The sequence below is a fragment of the Staphylococcus sp. HMSC036D05 genome (genome assembly GCF_001836225.1).
Taxonomy (GTDB): domain Bacteria; phylum Bacillota; class Bacilli; order Staphylococcales; family Staphylococcaceae; genus Staphylococcus; species Staphylococcus caprae.
On the sequence record NZ_KV827781.1, the window covers coordinates 657,645 to 682,106 of the forward strand.

General features: G+C 33.1%; 25 protein-coding genes, 1 tRNA gene and 1 pseudogene. 2 read left to right on the forward strand and 25 right to left on the reverse strand.

Annotation, left to right across the window (positions count from 1 at the left end; all coding sequences use genetic code 11):
- The 18 genes from HMPREF2580_RS07685 to bshC form a co-directional block, all read right to left on the reverse strand.
- Positions 1-258, reverse strand: a 258-nt coding sequence (locus HMPREF2580_RS07685; protein WP_070831709.1) for a DUF3139 domain-containing protein, incomplete at its 3' end; no start/stop codon positions are given.
- A 312-nt stretch (positions 259-570) separates the two neighbouring features.
- Positions 571-3,321: an isoleucine--tRNA ligase gene (ileS, locus tag HMPREF2580_RS07690; protein WP_070831712.1), complete on the reverse strand. Its 2,751-nt coding sequence runs from the start codon at positions 3,319-3,321 to the stop codon at positions 571-573.
- Positions 3,322-3,663: 342 nt separating this feature from the next.
- Positions 3,664-4,317 carry a DivIVA domain-containing protein gene (locus HMPREF2580_RS07695; RefSeq protein WP_037541381.1) on the reverse strand — a complete coding sequence of 218 codons (654 nt, stop codon included), beginning with the start codon at positions 4,315-4,317 and terminating at the stop codon, positions 3,664-3,666.
- Between the two features lie 28 nt (positions 4,318-4,345).
- The gene (locus HMPREF2580_RS07700; RefSeq protein ID WP_070831715.1) at positions 4,346-5,125 is read right to left on the reverse strand and encodes a YlmH family RNA-binding protein; all 780 of its coding nucleotides are present in this window, start codon (positions 5,123-5,125) and stop codon (positions 4,346-4,348) included.
- 148 nt (positions 5,126-5,273) lie between these two features.
- Positions 5,274-5,564, reverse strand: a complete 291-nt coding sequence (locus tag HMPREF2580_RS07705; RefSeq protein ID WP_070831717.1) for a YggT family protein — start codon at positions 5,562-5,564, stop codon at positions 5,274-5,276.
- A gap of 11 nt (positions 5,565-5,575) precedes the next feature.
- On the reverse strand, positions 5,576-6,184 hold the full coding sequence (locus HMPREF2580_RS07710; RefSeq protein ID WP_002442429.1) for a cell division protein SepF: 609 nt from the start codon (positions 6,182-6,184) through the stop codon (positions 5,576-5,578).
- The gene (locus HMPREF2580_RS07715; protein WP_070831720.1) at positions 6,181-6,855 is read right to left on the reverse strand and encodes a YggS family pyridoxal phosphate-dependent enzyme; all 675 of its coding nucleotides are present in this window, start codon (positions 6,853-6,855) and stop codon (positions 6,181-6,183) included. The genes HMPREF2580_RS07710 and HMPREF2580_RS07715 overlap by 4 nt, the downstream gene beginning before the upstream one ends.
- Before the next feature lie 17 nt (positions 6,856-6,872).
- Entirely contained in the window at positions 6,873-7,664 is a 792-nt protein-coding gene (gene pgeF, locus HMPREF2580_RS07720) for a peptidoglycan editing factor PgeF (RefSeq protein ID WP_070832606.1), read from the reverse strand.
- Between the two features lie 274 nt (positions 7,665-7,938).
- On the reverse strand, positions 7,939-9,123 hold the full coding sequence (gene ftsZ, locus HMPREF2580_RS07725; RefSeq protein ID WP_070831723.1) for a cell division protein FtsZ: 1,185 nt from the start codon (positions 9,121-9,123) through the stop codon (positions 7,939-7,941).
- Positions 9,124-9,155: 32 nt separating this feature from the next.
- Complete coding sequence (gene ftsA / locus HMPREF2580_RS07730; RefSeq protein WP_002442420.1) at positions 9,156-10,556, reverse strand: cell division protein FtsA; 1,401 nt, start codon at positions 10,554-10,556, stop codon at positions 9,156-9,158.
- Positions 10,557-10,659: 103 nt separating this feature from the next.
- Positions 10,660-12,075: a cell division protein FtsQ/DivIB gene (locus tag HMPREF2580_RS07735; RefSeq protein WP_070831726.1), complete on the reverse strand. Its 1,416-nt coding sequence runs from the start codon at positions 12,073-12,075 to the stop codon at positions 10,660-10,662.
- Positions 12,076-12,090: 15 nt separating this feature from the next.
- Positions 12,091-13,440, reverse strand: coding sequence for a UDP-N-acetylmuramoyl-L-alanine--D-glutamate ligase (gene murD, locus HMPREF2580_RS07740; RefSeq protein ID WP_070831729.1), 1,350 nt, complete (start codon positions 13,438-13,440; stop codon positions 12,091-12,093).
- A 1-nt stretch (position 13,441) separates the two neighbouring features.
- Positions 13,442-14,407 (reverse strand): phospho-N-acetylmuramoyl-pentapeptide-transferase, encoded by a 966-nt coding sequence (gene mraY, locus HMPREF2580_RS07745; protein WP_070831732.1) that lies wholly within the window; start codon positions 14,405-14,407, stop codon positions 13,442-13,444.
- Positions 14,408-14,588: 181 nt separating this feature from the next.
- Complete coding sequence (locus HMPREF2580_RS07750) at positions 14,589-16,925, reverse strand: penicillin-binding protein (protein ID WP_002442413.1); 2,337 nt, start codon at positions 16,923-16,925, stop codon at positions 14,589-14,591.
- Entirely contained in the window at positions 16,906-17,307 is a 402-nt protein-coding gene (gene ftsL / locus HMPREF2580_RS07755) for a cell division protein FtsL (RefSeq protein ID WP_002442411.1), read from the reverse strand. The genes HMPREF2580_RS07750 and ftsL overlap by 20 nt, the downstream gene beginning before the upstream one ends.
- Positions 17,308-17,319: 12 nt before the next feature.
- A complete protein-coding gene (rsmH, locus tag HMPREF2580_RS07760; RefSeq protein WP_070831735.1) occupies positions 17,320-18,255 on the reverse strand; it encodes a 16S rRNA (cytosine(1402)-N(4))-methyltransferase RsmH in 936 nt (311 codons plus the stop codon).
- Between the two features lie 14 nt (positions 18,256-18,269).
- A complete protein-coding gene (gene mraZ, locus HMPREF2580_RS07765) occupies positions 18,270-18,701 on the reverse strand; it encodes a division/cell wall cluster transcriptional repressor MraZ (RefSeq protein WP_002442408.1) in 432 nt (143 codons plus the stop codon).
- 143 nt (positions 18,702-18,844) lie between these two features.
- Positions 18,845-20,458, reverse strand: a complete 1,614-nt coding sequence (gene bshC, locus HMPREF2580_RS07770; protein WP_070831738.1) for a bacillithiol biosynthesis cysteine-adding enzyme BshC — start codon at positions 20,456-20,458, stop codon at positions 18,845-18,847.
- Positions 20,459-20,646: 188 nt separating this feature from the next.
- Between bshC and HMPREF2580_RS07775 the strand changes: the two genes are divergently transcribed.
- Positions 20,647-21,087 carry an N-acetyltransferase gene (locus HMPREF2580_RS07775; protein ID WP_070831741.1) on the forward strand — a complete coding sequence of 147 codons (441 nt, stop codon included), beginning with the start codon at positions 20,647-20,649 and terminating at the stop codon, positions 21,085-21,087.
- Positions 21,088-21,322: 235 nt separating this feature from the next.
- Here the strand turns inward: HMPREF2580_RS07775 and HMPREF2580_RS07780 are convergent.
- The 6 genes and pseudogenes from HMPREF2580_RS07780 to HMPREF2580_RS07805 all read right to left on the reverse strand — a co-directional run bounded on the left by HMPREF2580_RS07780 (position 21,323) and on the right by HMPREF2580_RS07805 (position 22,976).
- Positions 21,323-22,009, reverse strand: a pseudogene (locus tag HMPREF2580_RS07780) (YjjG family noncanonical pyrimidine nucleotidase).
- Positions 22,010-22,127: 118 nt separating this feature from the next.
- Positions 22,128-22,262, reverse strand: coding sequence for a beta-class phenol-soluble modulin (locus tag HMPREF2580_RS07785; protein ID WP_002442402.1), 135 nt, complete (start codon positions 22,260-22,262; stop codon positions 22,128-22,130).
- Between the two features lie 48 nt (positions 22,263-22,310).
- Complete coding sequence (locus HMPREF2580_RS07790) at positions 22,311-22,445, reverse strand: beta-class phenol-soluble modulin (RefSeq protein ID WP_002442400.1); 135 nt, start codon at positions 22,443-22,445, stop codon at positions 22,311-22,313.
- Between the two features lie 53 nt (positions 22,446-22,498).
- Positions 22,499-22,633: a beta-class phenol-soluble modulin gene (locus HMPREF2580_RS07795; RefSeq protein ID WP_002442398.1), complete on the reverse strand. Its 135-nt coding sequence runs from the start codon at positions 22,631-22,633 to the stop codon at positions 22,499-22,501.
- Positions 22,634-22,668: 35 nt separating this feature from the next.
- On the reverse strand, positions 22,669-22,803 hold the full coding sequence (locus HMPREF2580_RS07800; RefSeq protein WP_002442396.1) for a beta-class phenol-soluble modulin: 135 nt from the start codon (positions 22,801-22,803) through the stop codon (positions 22,669-22,671).
- A 38-nt stretch (positions 22,804-22,841) separates the two neighbouring features.
- Positions 22,842-22,976 carry a beta-class phenol-soluble modulin gene (locus tag HMPREF2580_RS07805; RefSeq protein ID WP_070831744.1) on the reverse strand — a complete coding sequence of 45 codons (135 nt, stop codon included), beginning with the start codon at positions 22,974-22,976 and terminating at the stop codon, positions 22,842-22,844.
- 372 nt (positions 22,977-23,348) lie between these two features.
- Between HMPREF2580_RS07805 and HMPREF2580_RS07810 the strand changes: the two genes are divergently transcribed.
- A tRNA-Arg gene (locus HMPREF2580_RS07810) sits at positions 23,349-23,422 on the forward strand.
- Between the two features lie 262 nt (positions 23,423-23,684).
- Here HMPREF2580_RS07810 and HMPREF2580_RS07815 read toward each other — a convergent pair.
- The gene (locus HMPREF2580_RS07815) at positions 23,685-24,101 is read right to left on the reverse strand and encodes a serine O-acetyltransferase (RefSeq protein WP_070831746.1); all 417 of its coding nucleotides are present in this window, start codon (positions 24,099-24,101) and stop codon (positions 23,685-23,687) included.
- Positions 24,102-24,462 lie beyond the last annotated feature (361 nt).

Consider the following 24,462-nt stretch of genomic DNA (forward strand, 5'->3'; position numbering starts at 1 on the left):
AGTATATGTGTTATAAGGTTCATCTTTAAACGTTACTTGTAAGAAGTTATATCCTGTATTAAATGTATGAATGTTTTCTTCTTTTTTAATTTTTTCTTCCCAACCTTTATGTTTAAAGATACGATGAACTCTTTGATTAAGCTTGTTTTCTTCGTGTTCTTCATGTTTTTTATACATATGTATTCCTATACCAACTAATATTATAACAATTATTAAAACGATTACTACAAGTCCTAAAATTTTAAATATTTTTTTCATTTTAACCTCCTTCAAACATTTTATTTTTTAATATTTAGTAAAATTAATTATTGGTTTTCTTTCACGATATAAGTATTAAAGAAAATGTTCAAATAATAAGAGGTTGCAAAGTATACAAAATAAAAAATTAATCATTCGTTTATTGTGAGGTTCAATTTTAATTACAGTCCCTATATACGCTCAAACGTAGAAGCTAACGCACTTTAATTCCTTGAAAAATTTCAATATATTAACTCATAAAAAAGACACAAACGCCTATATCAAAGCGTTTGTGCCCTTATTTTTAAACAATAACCTATCAAATGAGTAATATTAAACTAAAGTTTTAACCACTTCTTGGCAACGTGGGCAAAGATGATCAAGTTCGCCTACGGAACCTAATTCTTCGCTATAGTTCCAACATCTTTCACATTTTTCACCATCAGCATGTTCAATACGGATGTCACCATATTTGTATGAAGTACCATTTTCAACTGTATCAACAACTTCTACTTGAGAGACAATGAATAATTGTTGAAGATCATTAAATTCTTGTAAGAATTCTGTAGCTTTAAAGGATTCGTTGTTACCGATAATAACTTTAGCTTCTAGTGATTTACCAATCACTTTCTCATTACGCGCTTGTTCTAGCGCACGGTTTACATCGTCACGTAAATCCATCAAAGTATTCCATTTATCAAGTAACGTTTTATCAACGTCAACCACTTCTGGCATGTCAGCTAAATGAACGCTTTCTTCTTTAACATGAGGCGTATGTGACCATACTTCCTCAGCAGTGTGCACTAAGATTGGAGCAAGTAATTTAGTCATATCAACTAAAATTTGATATAACACTGTTTGCATGCTACGACGTTTGTGAGTATCTTTTTTCTCAATATAAAGGATGTCTTTACCATAATCTAAGTAGAAATTACTTAATTCAATGTTAATGAAGTTTTGAACTTCTTGATAGATATTTAAGTAATCGAAATTCTCATAATTATTGATTGTACTTGCAGTAAATTCACGTAAACGATTAAGTAAATAACGGTCTACGTCTAATAAATCATTTTCAGGAATACGATCAGTTTCAGGGTTATAGTCATTAATATTACCTAGCATAAATCTTAATGTATTTCTGATTTTACGATATACGTCAGATGTTTGTTTTAAAATCTCATCAGAGATACGTACGTCAGCTAAATAATCTGTACTACTTACCCATAATCGCGCAATATCTGCACCTTTTTGTTTTACTACTTGGTCTGGAACGATAACGTTACCAAGTGATTTACTCATTTTCTTACCTTCTCCGTCCATAACGAAACCGTGAGATAATAAGAATTTATATGGTGCTTGGCCTCTTGTTGCAACTGCAGTAGTGATTGAAGAGTTAAACCAACCACGATATTGGTCACTACCTTCAAAGTATAAGTCAGCTGGGAAGCTTAATTCAGGACGATTTTCTAACACGCCACGGTGTGATGAACCAGAATCGAACCATACGTCCATGATATCTGTTTCTTTAGTAAATTCACCATTTGGACTACCTGGATGCGTAAATCCTTCAGGTAATAAATCTTTTGCTTCTCTTTCAAACCAGATGTTTGAACCATGTTCTGCGAATAAATCAGCAATATGATTGACTGTTTCTTTCGTCATGATGATGTCTCCATTTTCAGCATAGAATACTGGTAATGGAACACCCCATACACGTTGACGAGAAATTACCCATTCACCACGATCACGAATCATATTATAGATACGTGTTTTACCCCAGTCGACTTTGAAATCAGTATCTTCAATCGCATCAAGAATATCTTGTCTTACTTTACTAATTGAAGCAAACCATTGTGGTGTTGCTCTAAAGATGACAGGTTTTTTAGTACGCCAATCATGTGGGTAACTATGAGTAATAAAGTTCAATTTAAGAAGTGCGCCCTTTTCAGTTAAAAGGTCAGTGACAGCTTTATTGGCTTTATCATAGAACATACCTTCAAATTGTCCGCCTTCTTCAGTAAATACACCTTTGTCGTCTAATGGACTAATCACTGGCAATTCATATTTTTGGCCAACAATGTAGTCATCTTCCCCGTGTCCAGGTGCAGTATGAACACAACCTGTACCTGCATCAGTTGTGACATGATCACCATTGATAACAAGTGACACACGATCTAAGAATGGATGTTGTGCTTCTACATATTCTAATTCTTTACCTGTAAATTCCTTTTCAAGTTGAATAGATTCTTTATCCCATTCTAAAGCTTCTGCTACTGTTTCAGATAATGCTTGCGCAATAATGTATTTTTGTCCATTAACATTGTATTGACCGTATTTAAGTTCTGGATGAACTGTAATGGCAACATTTGATGGAATTGTCCATGGCGTAGTTGTCCAAATAATGAACTTAGCATCTGGATCTACGACACCTTTATCATCTTTAACGTCAAACGCTACATAAATTGATGCAGAACGTTTATCATGATATTCAATCTCCGCTTCTGCTAATGAAGATTCACTTGAAGGCGACCAATATACAGGCTTTTTACCTTTATAAATTAGACCTTTGTCTGCCATTTCACCGAATAATCTAATTTGTGCCGCTTCATATTCAGGAGTGAGTGTAATATAAGGATTATTAAAATCTCCACGCACACCTAAGCGTTTAAAATCTTTCTTTTGAATATCAACTTGTTTAAGTGCAAATTCTTTACATTTTTCTCTGAATTCAGCAATAGACATTTTTTTACGGTCTACACCCTTTTTAGTTAAGGCTTGTTCAATAGGTAAACCGTGTGTATCCCATCCTGGAACATATGGTGCATAAAAACCTTGCATTGTTTTATAACGCACGATAAAATCTTTAATAATTTTGTTAAGTGCATGTCCCATATGTAAACTACCATTAGCGTATGGTGGGCCATCATGTAGAATATAAGATTGATTTCCTTTGTTTTTTTCTAATGCTTTTTGATATTGATCTTCAGCATCCCATTTTTCCTGAATTTGAGGTTCTTTATTAGGCAAACCACCTCTCATTGGAAAGTCAGTTTTGGGCATTAATAAAGTATCTTTGTAATTCATTCTGTTCACTCCTTCTTATGATAAAAAAAGAACTCTAAGTTCAATCAACAGGGACGGCTTAACCGCGGTACCACCCTGTTTAACTCAACTTAGAGTTCTCTCTTAAAGCATATTAAAAATAAAAGCCAGTGATATAAGAAACAAACATGATGTTAGGCTCTCACCATTTCCTAACTCGCTGGAATATGTTAACTGCTTCTTACGCGTCTGTCTTTCTATATCATATCAATAAATTGTTATTTAGAAAATGCATTTTTATAACAAATAAGTTAACAAGGCAACTGAACATGCATCTTTTTTATAAAAACTATCCTGTTACCTATCAATCTTGCCTCAAATCCATTATTGGTTGTTTGAAGTTGAATTTGATGATGTTGATTGAGAATCTGAAGCATTCGCTGATTCAGATGTTGATTCATTATGATTAACTTGCGCATCTGATTGACTATTTTTCATTGCACGTTCTTCAGGTGTTAAATCATTATCATTTAAATGATGAATATCTTCTAAAGTCACTTGTTCAGCATCTAAATCATAATTTAATAAATAATCCCAATCTTCACTCTTAAGTAAATCAAGCTGTGCTTCCACTAACATACGGAAACGAGATCTAAACACTTTAGATTGACGTTTCATGTCTTCCGTTTGGAATGAAAGACGACGTGCTTTTTCAATAGCTTCATTCACAATTTTATCAGCTTGAACTTGTGCTTTAGCTAGTGTTGCTTCAGCATCTTTAGTCGCTGCAAGTTTAGTTTCTTCTCCTACTTTTTGTGCTTGAATTAAAGCATCACTTACAGATTGGTGAACATCTTGATAAGATTTAATATTTGTATCTCTATCTTCAACTACTTTTTCAAGTTGCTTTTTATCTTCTTTAAGGCGTTCAATTTCATTGCTTAATTGATCTAAGTAATTTGCCACTTCAGTAGGTTCTAAACCGTTCTTCACTCGTGTAAACTCTTTATTCTTAATCTCACTTGGTGTGAAAGGCATGTGATATCCTCCTTGTTTCATCACTATACTATTTAAATAATGTTTGATAGGTAATGTGTAATTTATCTTTTTTAGTTCTTCCACCAATTTCTGTGATTTGGGCTCTACCAAATCCTTGGATAGAAAGTAAATCATTCTTCTCTAATTGAAAGTCAGGTGTATCTACAATCGTGTGATTCACTTTGACTCTTTTCTTTTCGATTAATTGTTTCGCTATATTTCGAGATTTACGTATCATGTCTTTTAATACAACATCTAATCTCAACGCACTCACAGTAGCACTTTGAATTTTCCAATTCTCTTCTGATTGTATCATATCTTTTATAGGAATAGAATTAAGTTTAACTGTGGCGCCTTTGATACGCGTTAGTTCAAACATGATATAAGATTCTAAACGCTTTGTCAAAATAAATTGTATCTCATTACCTACCATAATATCACCAAGTTGGTCTCTTTCAATCCCCAATGACATTAATGTTCCAAGTACGTGTTGATGTTGTATATTCACAAACTTCTCTGGATAATCTATTTGAAGGAGCGAAATTTCATAATCTTCTTCTTGTGGTTCATAATAGGAAGGTGCAATGATAGCACGTTTTCTTTCAGCATGTGGTCCCCCGTTATAAGTCACATTTAAATCTTCATAACTTCCTACAATTACTTCTAATATATATTGCCCTCTCGGATCTAAAAATGCTGTAAGCACCGGTGCATAATGACTATCCGCTTGTTCGCATTTATCCATCAATTGATCAATTAATTCTTGCTCTTCATTTCTAAAATGCTGATATATATCGATAATAAACACCTCCTACCGTTCTATTATTTTTCTGAAACGGATTGATTACATATATAATTTGAAATGTTCAAACATGTACATGACAAAAACGAGGTCAAAGTTGTGGTATACTTTGCCTCGTTTACTACATGTATATTATATTAGAAGACGCTTCAAGTTAAGCCATATGTGTAAGAATGATTCTAAAGATCGTTAATAATCCGCGTTGGAATAAAACTAATACAATGATTGCCGCAATTGAAGAAATATCTATAAATCCAATAGGTGGAATAACTTTTCTGAAAGGTTCTAAGAAGGGTTCATAAATCTTCCCTAAAAATTCTCCAACTTTAGATTCTCTGATACTAGGAACCCAAGAAGTGAAGAAATAAACAATCATTCCTATATAATAAACTTGTACTAAGAATAAAATAAATCGGAATATTGTACTAAGCAAACCGATATCCATAATTTAACTCCTTATTCGTAATGTTGCTCCATGCTTTCGATATGATCAGTTATGCTTCCAGCAACTTCCACGTTATCAGGTGTACATAAGAAAATATCAGTACCTACGCGTTGGATATCTCCACCAATGGCATAGACTGTACCACTTAAGAAGTCAATAATACGTTTTGCAGATACTTTATCAATACGTTGTAAATTAACTAATGTAGCACGTCTATTTTTCAACTCATCAGCGATATCTTGAGTATCTGAAAAAACGCGTGGTTCAAATAAGCACATTTTTGAACTTTCCTGCGTTGAATAACTTTGAGACGATTGGTTCATAGTGACAACGTTACGAGAATTACTCTTTGAATTATTATTCATACGATAATTCCTTTCCTCAGATGTAGCATTTTGTCTGTTTGTACTCTTTTGTGGTACAGATTTAATCGCATTTTGTCTACTTATATTATTTTGTGTTTGTGCTGGTGTCGTATTTTCATTGCGCGACTCCACATCACGATCTTGAGCACGCTCGCGTGATCTAGCAGATTCACGTTCTTCTGGCGCTTCTACTTCTTCTTCATCTTCTACTACAAAAAATCCATTAAATAAATCCTTCAAAGCCAAGGGGCTCACTCCTCTTCTCCTACAAGTTTAGTCCCAATTCTGACAAAGGTTGCACCTTCTTCAACTGCGATTTGATAGTCATTACTCATTCCCATCGATAATTCAGTACATGGTGCATGTTCTAAATTGAATTGTTGAATTTCTTCTTTTTTATGTCTTAAATCGTGAAATATTGATTTAATGTACGAAGCATCATCTGTTAGTGGTGCCATAGTCATTAAACCAACAATTTTGATGTTCTCATAATCTTTTAATTCATTTAAAAATTCATTAACTTCGTCTAAAGCGATACCATGTTTTGATTCTTCCCCAGAAACATTCACTTGCACAAAGCAAGATATGACATGATTTGCTCTTTTATTAATCTCCTTAGCTAAACTTAGGCGATCCAATGCATGAAAATAATCAACTTCATTTATGACGTCTTTGACTTTCCTAGATTGTAAAGAGCCAATAAAGTGAAAAATAGCGTCATCAGGTAATGCTGCTTTCTTCTCTTTGAAGCCTTCTAATCTATTTTCACCAAAGTGTCTAATGCCTGCTTGATAAGCTTCTTTAGCTCGCTCTATTGTAACATACTTTGTCACAGCAATCACGTGAGGTTGTGCTGAAATGGAATTTTTTTCAATATGATTGCTAATTTCTTGTTCAATTTTGTTTAAATTCTGTTTGACACTCATTTGAGTTCCACCTCACTTTACTTTCGTCCTATAAATGCTAACATACGCCCAGTGTTTCCCTTTTCAACTCTATAAGAGAAAAATAATTCTAAGTTCTCCGAAGTAGCATAATTGGTAATATAAATATTCTCAGAAGGCACACCAGCTTCTTCGAGTAACAATGCATTCGCTTTTTTCAAATCAATTCCATGTCTATTTTTATCACGAGTATCAATATATTTTGAGGTATCAATCGTTAGCGTTTCAAATTTACTTTTAATGTCATCATTAATTTCGTATGTATTAGACGTTGATGGTCCGATGACAACCTGTAAATCTTTAAGGTCAAAGTCGATTCTTTTTACCATCTCTTTGACAATTTCACCATACGTACCTCGCCATCCTGCATGAGCTAAACCCACATATCCATGACTTTCACTATAGAAATATACTGGCACACAATCTGCATAACACATCGTTAATAATATATTCGGTTCATAGGTATATATACCGTCTATACCATATAAGTTATCAGTTAACGCTTTAATATTTACCCCTTTATGTTCTTGTGTGATTTTAGCGACTTTATTTTCATGAGTTTGTATAGGAAATACCCAATTTTCTCTATCGAAACCAATGTCACTAGCTAGCATCTTTTGATGCTCAGTAATATTGTCTTGATTGTCATCAACATATCTTGCCATATTAAACGCATGTTCTGGATAAAGACTCAAACCATTCTCTCTTGTTGTGAAACCTAACTTAATATTTTGTGAATGTTTTACGTCATAATCTAAATAATGTTCTTTCTTTATAAATCTTTCCGCCATCATGTTTCACCACCATACGAGAATGTAATTTAAAAGATTGCTAGTCATCATCACAATAAAGTATATTATAAAACTATTATATATCATCTATTCTTACATTTAAACTGCAAGTATATGTATGAGTTTACTTATTTTTAAAGGATGACATCTTACTCACTATTTAAACAAATATTATTTGCTAACCTTCTTCAAATTTGTAAAAAGTAAAAAGCACAAACTAAAAAGCCATCAGACATTTAACTGATGGCTTTTTAAGTGAGTTGTTAAGTATATATTAACGTCTAGTTCTTCTAGAACGTCTTTCTTCTCTATTTCTAATAAAGCTAGGAATATCGTCATCTTTAGTAGTATGACTTCTTTCGCTTACACCTTCTGAAGCTTGTGAGCTAGAAGAATTTGTAGCAAATGAATCCTCTTTCGGTGTAGAGTGACTTTGGTTTGTAGAACCACTGTTCACGCTTGAACCGAAACCAGTGCTTGTAGACTTACGACCTTGAGAAGAAGGTTTATCTTCAAAGCCTGTTGCAATCACTGTAACAACAATTTCATCTTGTAGTTCAGGATTAATAACTGTACCAAAAATCATGTTTACATCTTCATCAGCTGCATCTTGAACAATATCCGCTGCTTCTTGAGCTTCGAATAATGAAAGTGATTCTCCACCTGTAATATTCATTAGCACACCTTGTGCACCAACAATTGAAGTTTCTAATAATGGAGAAGAGATTGCTTTTTTAGCTGCTTCTACTGCTCTATTTTCACCAGAAGATACACCGATACCCATTAATGCAGAACCTTGATTTGACATAATTGTCTTAACGTCAGCAAAGTCTAAGTTCACTTCACCAGATACTGCGATTAAATCTGAGATACCTTGTACACCTTGACGTAATACGTTATCTGCTTCTTTGAATGCTTCCATCATAGGTGTTGATTTATCAACGATATCTAATAAACGATCATTAGGGATAACAATTAATGTATCTACAGCTGCTTTCATAGCTTCAACACCAGCTGCTGCTTGTGTTTGACGCTTACGACCTTCGAAGCCGAATGGACGAGTAACAACACCTACAGTTAAAGCACCCATCTCTTTAGCAATTTTTGCAACAACAGGAGCTGCACCAGTACCAGTACCGCCACCCATACCAGCAGTTACGAATACCATATCTGCACCTTGGATAGCATCTTCAATTTGTTCACGAGATTCTTCAGCTGCTTTTTTACCAATTTCAGGGTTAGCACCTGCACCAAGACCACGTGTCAATTTTTCACCGATTTGGATTTTTGATTCTGCTTTAGACAAGTTTAAAGCTTGTCCGTCTGTATTGATTGCGATAAACTCAACGTTATTCATACCATGGTCAATCATACGATTAACAGCGTTGTTACCGCCGCCACCTACACCGATGACTTTCAATGTAGCTAAATGATTAAATCCTTGTTCAAATTCTAACATTTAAATTTCCTCCTAGTCTTAATGGCCAATAATCATTCAAATAGAGATTTCATTAATTTTTTAAATTTACCTTCTTCTTTTTCTTTACCTTCTGATTGATGATGTTCATCTTCGTGTTGATTTACGCGGTCTTCGTATGTTTCTTCATGAGGTGCTTCAGGCTCTTCCTCATAAGTATCTTTCTTATTTGATTTACGTTTAAACCAATCAAAACCGCTTGATTTAGATTCGTTATCTTTATCATTAGACTCGATAACTTCCTCTTCAAATTCTTCATTATCATGATAACTAATTGTAACATAATCTAATAACTCGTCAAAAGCGATACTACTAGAAATTGTTGAAATTGCAGAAGAGAATTCAGGTTTTCTAATTCCCATTTGTGAAGGTGTATGAATTCTAACTTTTTCACTTACCATATCTTGTAATAATTCTTTTACTCCAAGTAGGTTAGCAGAGCCACCTGTCACAATAAATCCGCCATTTACTTTTGTTAAACCAAGTTCTTGAAGAACATCGAATACTTCAAAGAATATGTCTTCAACGCGTTGCTCAATAAAATCGCTTAAGTCCTTTTGAGTATATTGAACATGTTCTTCACTATCAATTTGGTCTACTGAAAATACATCCTGCTCTGAAGCTGAGTCATAGAAAGCATGACCATATTGATGTTTAATCTTCTCGGCAGTATCATATGTAGTATTTAAGCCTTGAGCAATATCATCTGTAATATCACGTCCAGCCATTTCAATAGAATCTGCATCTACTAATTCGCCACGTTCATAAAATGCGATTTGAGTTAAATCTTCACCAATATCGATGACACATGCGCCTAACTCTTTTTCAGTAGCTGTCAAAATAGATCCATAGTTATAAGCATCAGAGTAAACATCTAATACGTCAACACCACATGCTTCAACACATTTAATCATATTGATTAAAATAGATTTTTGAATAGCTATCACGCCTGCATCTACTTTTAAAGAGTGTCTTGCAATTAATTCTTTAGGGTCTGAAACTTCATTATCTTTATCTACCACGAATCGAATAGGAAAGACATTGATAACTTCTGTCTCAGCTACATCATTTTTATCACGGATACCATCTAACACCGTTTCGATGTGTGTTCCATTAATTTCAGTATCTTCATAAAATTCAATTTCATTTGATTCATCGTATACTTCGGTACCAATGATAGGTAACTTCAAGAATACTTCTTTTATATCTACACCTGAGGCAATTGAAGCCTTCTTAATCGTATCTTTAATTGCTTGTCTCGCAATATCGAAATCGTCAATCAGACCATTTTTGATACCGCTAGTGTAGGTTTGTCCTGTACCTATCACATTTATTCCATTGTGAAATTTTTCGCCTACTATTGTTTTTACACTTGATGAACCTATATCTATACTTACATAGTAATGTTCCTCCATAGATAGGCACCTCCTGACAAATTACTATTAAAATACACTATGTTTAGTTTACAATACGTTGAATAGCTTGTGAACTATAAACACATACTATTACCGAATTTTTTTAATTATTATCTTTTGATTGTTTATTAATTTTATTCAATACACTTTGTAACTCTTCTTTTGCTTCACTTTCTTGTTGTGTCGATTTTGTTACATTCTGATCAGTTTCTGATTCAGCTCCTGATGAACCTCCATAAGGAATAAATGATGCACCTACTGATAAATCAATGTATCCATCCGTTTTAAGGTTACCAGAATCGTCTCTACTTAGCGATTGAGACATCTGCGGATAATATTTCATTTTATTAGCAATTGTTGTAATATCTCCTACAACTTGAATATCATCCTTTGTAAAAATCTTTATTCTATTTTGCTTATTCTTTGCTGGGGCATAGCTTACTTCGGCAATCATACTCCTAACTTCTGGTGACATTTCAGATAAAGCTTTAATCATACTTGTTTTTTTGTTGCCTTTGAAACCATCAATGATTGGACCATCGTGTGAAACATCATCACTATAGTCTTTTAATTCTTTGCCATCTTCGATGATTGGCACATAATTATCTTTGTTTTTTTCTAAACCGACTACCTGATACTCTGTCACTTTAACATTTAAAGTATTAGGTAATTGTTTATGAATTTCTACGTCTTTGATTAAAGGGTTTTTCTTTAAATTATTAATTGCTTTACGCTTACTAAACGTATACATTCTAGAATGAGAAGTAACATGAAGTTCTTTATTAATTTTACTCGTGCTCACGTTGTTATTACCCTTAACATTCACATTTGAAATCTTGCTCAGTGGTGTGAACATATATAGTAAGAAAATAACAATCAATAGTACTAATAGCGTAATAATTGTATATTGAATCCTCTTTTGTCGTTGTCGACGTAACGCTCTTTTTTCTTCAAGCGTCATAGGTCTATTAGGCTCGACCTGTTGATCTTTATTACCTGACGAACGCTTATTTTTATTTATAAACGGTAATGAGCCAAGCAAACCTTTCTTTTTATCCTCTTTTTTATCTTGCGCATTGTCCTCAGTTGATTTGAGTTCATTATCGCTATCAGAAGAAGCCTCTTTATCTTCTTGTTGATCAGTCTCGTTCTTCTCTTCAAGATTGTCGTTATGTGCTTGTGATTCATTAAGATTGTCATCACTATCCACATCGATCGTCTCATCTTGTTTAGTATCATTACTTTTATCTAAGGCATCATGAGGTGAATCTTGATTTGAACTATTCTCAACATTTTGTTCTAAATGCTTATCTTGAGTATCGTCCTCTCTTTGATGTTCATGATTTGCCAATTCCTCTTCGTTCACTTTATCGCCGAAACGTTTTCTTTTACGATTTCGAAAGTCTTTATTTCTTCTGAAAAGCCCTAAATCATCGTTATCGCTTTCTTCTCTTTGATGTGAAGTGAAATCTTCTATACGCGACACTTTATCATTACTATGTTTATTTTTTTCATCCATGAGCATTCACACTCCTTAATAAGATGGCAAGTGTGCTCGGAATCTTTCGATAAATTTCTCACCACGTTCTTCAAATGTATTATATTGATCCCAACTTGCACAAGCTGGTGATAGTAACACCACATCATTTGGTTCAATTACTTCTTGAATCTTATCAACAGCATCTTCAACGTCTGTAGCTTTGATTACGTATTTACCTTGGCTATTACCTAGTTTAGCAAACTTTTCCTGAGTTTCGCCAAAAACAACCATAATACGAACATTATTCATATATGGAATTAACTCATCAAAGTCATTGCCTCTATCTAATCCACCACATAACCATATAATAGGTTGTTTAAATGAATTTAAAGCAAATTGTGTAGCTAAAGTATTAGTTGCTTTGGAATCATTGTAGTATTTATTCGTACGATTTGTACCAATGTATTGAAGTCTATGATCAATTCCTGAGAAAGTTGTCAGACTATCTACGATGGCTTTAACTGGTACGCCTGCCAAAATGGCAGCTAATACTGCAGCCAAAATATTTTCTAAGTTGTGCTCGCCTGGTAAAACTAAATCTTTAACATTTATGATACGAATGCCATTATATACAATGAATCCGTCTTTAATATAAATACCGTCCACTTCTTGCTGAGTAGAAAAATACATGGTTTTCGCCTTAAGATTTTCCGACTCAATTAAATGTCTTTGATGATAATTACAAATTAAGTAATCATCTTTAGTTTGGTTTTTATAAATTTGTTTCTTCGCGTTTTGATAGTTCTCTAATGTTTCATGATAATCGAGATGTGCTGAGTAAATATTCGTAATAATTGCAATATGAGGTCTATACTTTTCAATTCCTAATAATTGGAAAGAAGAAAGCTCTGTAATTAAATATTCATCAGGACGAGCCTCTTGAGCGACTTTAGAAGCAACATATCCAATATTTCCAGATAGACGACCTGTTAATACACTTTTTTTAAACATATCACCGATAAGTGACGTGACAGTTGTCTTACCATTTGTACCAGTTACTGCAATAATTGGCGCTTCTGATATAAGATAACTTAATTCTACTTCAGTTAATATTTTTAATCCTCTACGTACAGCTTCGTCGATAATTGAAACAGTGTAAGGTATACCAGGATTCTTAACAATAATTGGATTATTATCTAGTAAAGATAAAGGATGTCCGCCACTTACGACTTCGATGCCCATTGATTCGAGATCTTTAGCGTGTGCATCCTGTGAAAGATCCTTGCCATCATTCACTATGACATTCGCACCTAATTTAGCTAATATTTTTGCTGCTTCATATCCACTTTTAGCTAATCCTACTACTAGAACATTTTTATTTTCTAATTCTGTGTAATTTAGCATTCTAATGCACTCCAATCCATAATCCGATTAATCCTGAAATTAAACCTACCGTCCAAAATACAGTTACAACTTTCCATTCACCCCAACCACTTAATTCGAAATGATGGTGAATTGGACTCATTTTGAAAATGCGCTTTTTAGTTAATTTATAAGAAGCAACTTGTAACATTACTGATAAGGTTTCAATAACGAAAACTAAACCGATAAATATAAGTGACAGCTCTTGATTAAGCATGATTGAAACAGTAGCGAAGATACCACCTAAAGCTAAACTACCTGTATCCCCCATAAATACCTTTGCAGGATTTAAGTTATAAGGAAGGAAACCTAATAAAGCAAATACCATGATAATACAGAATATACCAATAGCTGGTGAATCAAGAATAAAACTCATAATCGCATACATTGCAAATCCTATAATAGATAATCCTGTAGCTAATCCGTCTAATCCATCAGTTAAATTCACCGCATTTGAAAATCCAACTTGCCAGAAGACAATGAATAAGACATAGGCAAATGATAATGGGATATCGAAGTTAGAAAATGGAATATGTAAATTTGTAGTAAAATTGATTAAATGAAATACGTCACTTAATACAAAGAAAATAACTGCAATTAATATTTGAGCTAAGAATTTTTGTTTACTTGTTAAACCTTGGTTGTTCTTTTTAACTACAATAATGTAATCATCAATGAATCCGATTAATCCAAAGCCTATAGTAACGAATAATAACAAGATGATTGGATTTGATTTATCAACAAAAATAATCGCAATCACAGAAGTAATAATGATACTAATTAAAAATGTAAGCCCACCCATCGTAGGTGTTCCTGTTTTTTTCATGTGGCTTTGTGGACCTTCTTCTCTAATGCTTTGTCCAAACTTCATTCTTTTTAAAGTTGGAATAAGCACTGGAACTAATATAAATGTTATGAGTAGTGCGATGATCGCATATATAAAGAACATATGAATCTCCTTTTCTTCACTTTCTAATTTTTACTCGTTTGATTGTAAATAACCTTTAATAGTTTATCAGTTTTCTCTTTGTTTTCATATAAAACTTAAAATATTAATAAATAAGGTTGGGACCATTTCTAAGTTAATCCCTAAAATGATAATCCCAACCTCATTTGTTTACTCAGTTCCGTTAACTATCGTCATTGGAACTTGATTTATTATTTGAATTGCTATTGGAGTCTTTTTTAGAGTCAGAACTTGAACTATTCTTTGAATCTGATTTTGAAGATGAGTCTGATTTATGCTTATCTGATGATTTATCGTCAGATTTTGATTGTTTATCAGAACCCGTATCGTCAGACTCGTCATCGTTTTCATCTGTCTTGTCTGCTGATAAAGTAACTTCAATTTTGTCTTTACTTTTCAATGTTTGACCTTTAGTTACATTTTGATTTGTAACGAAACCATTACCTTTAGTTGAAACTTTGATGTGGGTCAGGTCTTCGAATGCTAACACATCTTCCTTAGTCCAACCTGTCATATCAGGCATTGTTACATCACCATCAGTGAGTAATAATACTTTACTGTGTGGCAATATTTTAGTGCCTGCTTTTACAGATTGCGCTTTAATTTGTTTGCCACTACCGATTGTAACTGGTTTAAGCGATTGAGCATTCAAGCTATCCTCTGCTTTTTGCATTTCTTGACCTTCAACATTCGGTACCTTGCTGTAATCTGCTTTTGATGTAGAGTCGCTTGATTTACCAACATTTAGATACTTAAGTGTATTCTCCATGATTGGTTTAAATGCTTTACTTACACCCATTTCATAAGCTTCTTCATCATTTTTCTGAGCTAAACTCATACCAGCATAAACAATGACTTTCGGGTTCTTCTTAGGTGCATCACCGATAAAGCTTACAAAGTATGGATTTTCACCTTTAACGTAACCTCCACCATTTGAATCGGCCACTTGTGCTGTACCTGTTTTACCCTCAATATCATAGCCTTTAACACGATAATTCATTGCATGACTTTGTTTACTGTTAACAACTTTATCAAGTTCGTTTTCTACTTTTTTGGCTGTATCTGCAGTCACTGGTTTACCTGCATATTGTTTTTCCCCACTATAGTAATTTTTCTTAGTGACAGGGTTGTCAATACTACTAACAAACCAAGGTTTTAGCATATTTCCTTTATTAAAGAAAGCTGATTGCGCTTGAATCATTTGTACCGGCGTTACTGTCGTAGATTGTCCAAATGCAGTTGTTTTTTGTTGCAATTCATTAGACCAACCAATATGCCCAGCTGCTTCGCCATCAAACATTCCGCCTGTTTTTTTACCAAATCCAAAGCGTTCATACCAAGATTTCATTTTATCAGCGCCTACTAAGTCTTGTAAGTGCATCATCAATGTATTGGATGAATAAGTAAATCCTAGTGACATTGGGATTCTACCCCAACCTGTTTTATTCCAGTCTGAAATCTCTGAGCCCATGATATCTCGATGTCCTGACTTATATTTTTCATCTGGTTTAAACTTACCTTCTTGAATTGCTGCAGCTAAACCGTATGTTTTAAATGTTGAACCAGGTTCATACGTGTTTTGATATAAGTCATTTGCCCACTTTTTACCAAAGTCTTTTCCTGTTTCTGGATTAAAAGTAGGACGCTGACTGTAAGCGAGAATTTCTCCTGTTTTTGCATCCATCACTACAGCGAATAAGTCTTTAGGAGCATATTTTTCTACCATACCATCGAGCGCTTCTTCGACGAAGACTTGAATATTAGAATCAAGTGTTAAATGAACGTCATCTCCACGCTTAGGTTGTTGTTCTTTTTTAGTATTAGGAGCAATATAACCCCAAATATCTTGAATATATTTAAGTGCGCCTTGTGTACCGTTTAAATAACTATTGAAAATCTTTTCAACACCTAATGCTCCGTTTAATTGACCAGTGTCTGGATCTTTTTGTGCCATTCCAATTAAATGGGAAGCAAAATTGCCATTAGGATAGAAACGTTCTGTCTCTGGATATAGTGAAATACCAGGCATATCCATTTTTTCAATTTTTTCTTTATCTTGATAAGTCAGATTTGTACCTTTTTGACCGAATTCCACTTGGAAGGCTTTTTTCTGATTTAAACGTTTTTCAATTTCACTAGGTTTCATATCTATAACTTTAGATAATTGTTTTGCTGTTTTCTTTTTATCAACGACATGACGTGGTTTTTTACTATTTTGACTCGCCTTTTTATCCACGACTGCTACTACCTTGTATCTTTCGACATCTTCGGCTAGAACTTTACCATTTCGGTCATATATCTTTCCTCGTTCTGGTTGTTCCGAATTTTTTACTAAATACTTTTCATTTGCCTTCATCACTAAATCCTGACCATTAGAATGACCAGTAATCATAATGTATGAGAACCTTAAAACCAATATAAAAAAGAGCAGTCCGAATAAACCAACTAGTAGGACTGCCCCTATTTTATTTTTTTTAATTTTAATTTTTCGCTTCGCCATTATTACGCACTACCTTTACATTGTCGTTCTGTAGGCTCATACCTTGTTTTTTAGCCTTATCGTAAATGCGTTCATAAGAAGAGTTTTTCTTGATTTCAGATTTTAATGCGCTGTTTTCACTAGATTGTTTTTCTATTTTTTGATCTAAATCTGCAATTTTTCCTCGCGTGTCGTACGCATCCATTTTTAAAGATAGCATATATATACTAATCATGGCAATTACAGTAATAAGTGTTATGTATAAAACTTTTTCGAATCTAGTTAATTGTACAACCACTTTTCTTTTGACTGTTTGTTTCTCAGGACGAGATTGCGGTTGTCTTTGTGGGATACTGGTTTGTGTTGCTTCATCATAGGGTTGATAAATTTTTTCTACAGCCATTTCAATTACTCCTTATTTTAAAATTTCTGCAACACGTAGTTTTGCACTACGCGCACGATTGTTTTCGTCTAAATCTTCTTCAGTAGCGGTTATCGGTTTGCGATTTACACGTTTTAATTTCGGCGAGTATGCTTCAGGAATAATTGGTAATCCTCTCGGAACTTCCGGTCCTTTTTCGTACTCTTGAAAGATTTGCTTACATAAGCGATCTTCCAATGAATGGAACGTGATGACCGAAATTCTTCCGTTCACCTTTACATTTTCAATTGCTTGTTCAATTGAATCTTCAAACGCGGATAATTCATCGTTAACAGCTATTCGAATTGCTTGAAAAACTCTCTTAGCAGGATGACCGCCTTTACGTCTTGCTTTCGCGGGTATGCCTTCTTTGATGATATCGACAAGTTGTAAAGTCGTCTCAATCGGTTGTTGTTCACGATTCGCTTCAATTCTTCTAGCAATTTGCTTTGAGAACTTCTCTTCTCCATAACGATAAAAAATCTTAACTAATGCTTCGTAGGACCATTCATTCACTACTTCGTATGCAGATAATGATTGAGTTTGATCCATACGCATGTCTAATTTCGCATCATGATGATAACTAAATCCTCTTTCAGGGACATCTAATTGCGGACTCGAAACACCGAGGTCATAATAGATGCCATCTACCTTTTCAATGTTGAGTTCTTTTAAAATATTCGTTAGTTCTCGAAAGTTGTTATGAACAAAAGTGACTTTGTGCAAATGTTCTTTTAAAACTTCCTTTGCATTTTCTATGGCTGTTAAATCTTGATCAATCGCTATAAGTCTACCTTCATCATTTAATTGATTAAGTAAATAAAGGGCGTGCCCTGCACCACCAAGCGTACAATCAACATACACACCATCTTCTTTTATATTTAAATAATCAATGGTTTCGTTTAACATAACGCTGATGTGATGAAACACTTTAATTCCTCCATTTAAAAATCAAAATCTATTAAATCTTCAGCAATATCTTCGAAACTATCTTCAGATTCTTCATAGAAATCGTTCCAAGTTTCTCTGTCCCAAATCTCAATACGATTTGAAACCCCAATTACTGTACATTCTTTGGTTAAATTAGCGTATTTCCTTAAATTTTGAGGAATGTTAATACGCCCTTGCTTATCTAGTTCAACTTCAACAGCACCAGAGAAGAACATACGCATAAATTTACGTGCATCTTTTTTAGTCATAGGTAAGGTCTTCATCTTCTCTTCAATTTGTTGCCATTCTTCAAGCGTGTATCCAAACAAGCATTTATCAAGGCCTCTAGTGATAATAAAACGTTCATTTAAGTCATAACGAAACTTGGACGGTATAATCATACGTCCTTTTGTATCTAATTGATGATCGTATTCTCCCATGAACATTTTTTATCACCTCACCTTATTTATAATTTACCACATCTCCCCACTATCCTCCACTAATTATGCAAAAATAGTTCAAATTATTTGCTCAAACACAAAAAAGCCCATTTTATCAAAAAGATAAAATGGGCTTAAACGCCGTTATATCAAGGTTTTATAATAATATGATCAAAAGTGTAATGAAGTGGTGGATAGGTGGAGGGACTGAACACATTTTTCCCAAAATCATTCATAATTTGTAACGAATTCCAAATTCTTTCTTGTAATCCACCCATTGGATGGAGAACTTCATTAATTTCTCTAAATTGACGCATGCTAATATCATTTTCTCTTTCTACATTTAGCAAATACCGTTTTAATAAGTAATCGTATTGTTTTTGATGAATTTCATTATTCTTTTCAATTAGCATTTCATTATCATGGTTTCCTGCAACTTGTAATTTGAGTTTATCTGTAAGTTGCTGTTGTTGAACTTTCATTTCTTCCACTTGAGAAATAAGTTCATTAGAGGCTTGTTCACGTACAAATCGTTGTCTATCATTCTCCACACCGTTTGAAATAATTGTTTCGGTAGTTAAATCATATTGAGAGAGCAATTTCTCAGTTCTTTCATACATGTAACTTATTCTTAATCTTGGTAATACTATTGGCATTTCGACTTTTAAAAGTTGAAAAACTTCTTTAAGTTCGGCCCAATACTTAATTTCACTTGGTCCACCAATATATGCCACTGTATTAAACAACCATTCTTCCATTATAGGACGTGTTACTACATTATTAGATATTCTTTCAGGTTCATTATCAATGATTTCTAATATTTCTTCTTTTGAGTAACTATTTTCAGATTTACTTGTTATAAACTTCCCATTTTTATAAGTTAGCAACTGTCTCATGTTATCTTCGTGAATGAATAAATGAGTATTTGTCTCAGTTTGAATCATAGGAGTTAAACCTTGCGCTTCTGTATTGTTTTGTGTCTCACGAAAAGCTTGATCTAACTCGTCGTGCTGTTCTAACATTTCCTTAAGAATTGGTCTTTCCATACGTCTTAAATCTGTATATTGTGCATCTATAAACAGAACGCCATATTCTTTAAACACCTCATGTAAAAGGCCTTTGAAAATATCGGTCCAGTTATTGTAGCGATGAATTATGTTCTTGCACATTTCATATACTTCTAAACTATGCGTCGTCTCCTTTAATTCTTTAAAAAAGCTATCTAACGCATCAATCAAAGCATCTTTATCAGGAGTAAAACGAGAGACATTACTTTCAGGTGGAGTCATAGTATGATATTTGATTTTATTAAGAGAGGCTTTTTTATCATTGAATACATAGGTATGATTCACTTCATCAAAATCATGATCCTCTCCAGCAATCCAAAAAACAGGAACAATTTGTTTATGATATTGTTCTGACAATTCATTACACAGCGTTACGATTGAAAATATTTTATGAAAAGTATACAAAGGACCACCAAACAATCCTGCTTGTTGCCCACCGATGACTACTTTTGCACCATTTGCTAAGGCATCTAAGTTCTCAATTTGTTGTTTTGTTAAATCCAAATCATTCATATAAGATTCTATGACGTTGGCTAACTCTGTTTCTCTTCCATTATTTGGCGTCGCTAATCTTCTTGCAAAGCTATCTTTCTTACTTGCATCGTATTCGAAAAATCGTGTGATTTGAGAATCGCCGTTTTTTATTTTATTGATAAACTGATTATCTTCATTTAACTTTATTACATTGCAATTCATGTTTTTACTCCTTCAGTAGCACTATTACTCATATAGTATAAAGACTAAGCGCTTTGATGACAATTTAACGGCTTAAAAGAATTTATATAAACACTTATTAAAACTTAAAATTTCTATTATTTTAAATAAATGAAACTCACCTTTAAAATAGGGTATAATAAAGAAAAGAAACAAAGGGGGAGTAAAATATGAGTGAGGTAAAACATTTAGAGATTAATTATAAAACAGACGAACTTTTCGAAGATTTTAGAGAGTTCGGAAATAAAGATCTTTATATGGTTGAAGAGTTAAAAGGACAAATGATTGACGCAAGTTCTGACTCACCTTTTTATGGTATCTTTGTCGGAGATAAATTAGCAGCAAGAATGGCATTGCTTGATAAAGGTGAAGTTGAAGAAACCTATTTCCCAGATTGTGAAGACTATATTTTATTATGGAAATTAGAAGTATTAGAGAAATACCAAGGTCGTGGTTATGCTAAAAAACTCATCGACTTCGCTAAGGAAAAAGACAAACCAATTAAAGCAATTGCGCGTAATAATTCAAAGAATTATTTCTTGAAACAAGGTTTTGAAGATGTAGAAGCTAAAAATCCAGAAGGTCATGATATTTTAATTTGGAAACCGTAATTATAACTATGCCTTTGATTAAAGTGAACATTGTAATTTAAATTCTTTGTTCAAATGTCATTAAAAAACTGAATAAAAATGTCTTATTATTAATTGATAAATAGCGCATTATTATAATAATAGCCCTTAAAATGAACTTTTAAATACATTCACTTTATGGGCTATTATTTATGTGTAATAATCTTACGCTATCATTTTTTGTCGGAAAGAAATTAATTTTTCATTTTCTCATCTATTATTCAACTATATCGATAAGTTCTGATAAATCACTTATTTCATAATGTGGTTGAATATCAGTTTGATTTATTTTATTCCGTTTATTAAACCAACACGTTGCAATATTTGCATTTAATCCTCCCATAATATCAGAAGTCAATGAATCCCCAACTATCATTGTTTATTCCCTTTCATTTTCTCCGATTTTTTCGAAAATGTAATCAAAAAACTCAGGCATAGGTTTTTGATAACCTGTTTGTTCCGAAATAAAAATCCCATCAAATATCTCATTAAAATTGGTCTGTGCAATTCGACGCTGCTGCGTTATTGTCACTCCATTAGTAACAATATATAAACAGTGATTGTGTTGAAGCTGTTCGATAGTTTGAATAGTATGATCAAAAAATTTTAAAGGTGCTTTGGCTAATTCGTCTCGAAATATTTCATCAGCTTCTTTACCATTAACTTCAATTTGATAGTCTTTAAAATAATTGATGAATCTGTGTGATAAAACTTGTTCTTTAGTTAATTTATTTTGTTGAAAAGCTTCCCAATGCGCTTGATTGACCTTTCTAAAATGTAGAAAATCTTTTTCACTAGGAAAATGGTGATACTGATGTGCCATATTATAAAAAGCCTTCTCCTCAGCATCAAAAAAATCTACAATTGTATCATCAAAATCTAAGAATATATTTTTATATGTCATTACTAATTCTCCTAGTCCAAATATGATTAAAGTAATTCATACATTTCATATTATCAAATATTTTGACATTAAAAAAAGACCAGAGCGCTTGCCCTGGTCCATTTATATATTAAGAAAATTAGAATCCGAATACTTTACCTAATAAGCTGATTCCATTTTCTGCAATTCCTACGATGCTTGTACCTAATTTTGCCCAGTCTTGATCTTGTCCTGCTTTAACTGCATTTGCAATTGCGTCTGCTAATTTTGTCATGAAAATCTCTCCCTAACTTTTAATAAGATTGATAATTTAGCGTGAAAATTAACCGCCAAATACTTTGCTTAATAAACCAATACCATTTTCAGCGATACCAACGATACTAGTTCCTAATTTTGACCAATCGTGGTCTTGTCCTGCTTTTACTGTATTTGCGATTGCTTCTGCTAATTTTTCCATTCTTATCTCTCCCTTTAGTAATTGATTATTGTAATATTTGTAATTTGTTTAACTTAGAATCCGAATACTTTACCTAATAAGCTAATTCCGTTTTCTGCGATTCCTACGATGCTAGTTCCTAATTTTGCCCAATCGTGATCTTGTCCTGCTTTTACTGCATTTGAGATTGCTTCTGCTAATTTAGTCATGAAAATTTCTCCCTTTCTTTATTTAAATTTATTTATTATCCACCGAATACTTTAGTAAGTAAGTTAACACCATTTTCTACGATATCTACAATGCTTGTACCTAATTTAGTCCAATCGTGATCTTGTCCTGCTTTTACTACGTTTGCGATTGCGTCCGCTAATTTTTCCATGTTAATCTCTCCTTAATATTTGTATTAATATTTAAAAATTAAGCACCGATTAATTTAGAAATAACACTTACACCGTTTTGAACGATGTCTACGATGCTTGTACCTAATTTAGTCCAATCGTGGTTAATACCAGCATCTACAGTATTTTTAATTGCGTCGAATAATTTTTCCATTACAAACACTCCTTATAGTATATTAGAATAATGCGTGAGTTAATTAATTTAAAACGATGAATGAACTTGTGTTGTTTGTTTATCTATCGTTTTGTTACTTATACTATAAAGCCCATATGGCACAATTTGTTCATATTTTCTTAAGACGGCAATTAAAGGTCATAACTGTCGAATGTAAACGTTTACACAACAGTTTGGCATTCATCACTGTATTGTTTGCAATTTAATTGTTAAAAATTCCTTGCACCTTTACAATTAATTAACATTTAAGGATAAAATGCACTGCTATAGTGAAAAATATAAACATTTTTTATAAGTCAGCTATTGCTAAAAGCCTCCTGTTTAGATATAATAATTCTTGTGTTAAAAAATGTCCTGGTAGCTCAGCTGGATAGAGCAATGGCCTTCTAAGCCATCGGTCGGGGGTTCGAATCCCTCCCAGGACGCTAATAACCTAAAGTTAAACACTTTTCGACATTGAGAACTCCGTAACGACGGAGTTCTTTTTATTTTGTCTATTAATAGCACACTATATAATACAAACCTAAACTGCACCAAGACTTCACCAAAAATGTTGTGAAACAAAATTAGTTCCTACCATTGTATGTTTGATTTTTTGAGGTATAAATAAAAAACCACGCCTTTTAGTGACGTGGTTAATAATTGAAGTACAATTATGATATTTCTATTCCATATAATACATAAAATTTATTTTTGTAAAATCTTTCCTTTGTTAGCGACTATTATTCCATTTTCAGGTACATCTTCAATAACTAAAGCCATCGCTCCAATTTTAGCATTATCTCCAATTGTCACATCCCCAATTATAGTCGCTCCAGCACCAATTAACACATTATCCTTAATTACTGGTGTTCCACCTTTTGAATTGCCTCCAATAGTTACGTTTTGGAGTATCTTACAGTTTTTTCCGATAACTGTTCTTTCATGTATAACACAACCTAAACCACTGTGAGCGAATTTAGTACCTTTTCCAATTTTAACGCTTTTAGGTATATCAGTTGAAAACAATGCTCTGTTAAACCATTGCATAACTCTAGGTACGATTGGAACTTTCTTCTGATATAATTTTGTTGTTAAATGAATCGATTTGTTCATTAATGACATATTTTTCTTCTCCTCGAACAATAAAAGTGTATTACAGACTATAATTATAATACACTATTTACTTTTCATTTTATATGTATAAATATATGCAGTCTGAGATATAGTCTTTGATACGCTCCCTCCAAAGTGACATTTAAAAATGAAAACTTTAAAGGAATCACTTCGATTTAATATCTCAGCCTCTTTAAACATATAGGAAGTATATATAGATGAATTGAAGTTGCACATATATCAAGCTCCTATCGATTCTAGTCATCTTTGCTGGTGGGTCTTCAACATAGAAAATTTTTTTTAAAGAAATTTTGCAAACAATGCAAATTGAATGAGGGATAACGAAAATAATTTTGCTAAATTATATTTC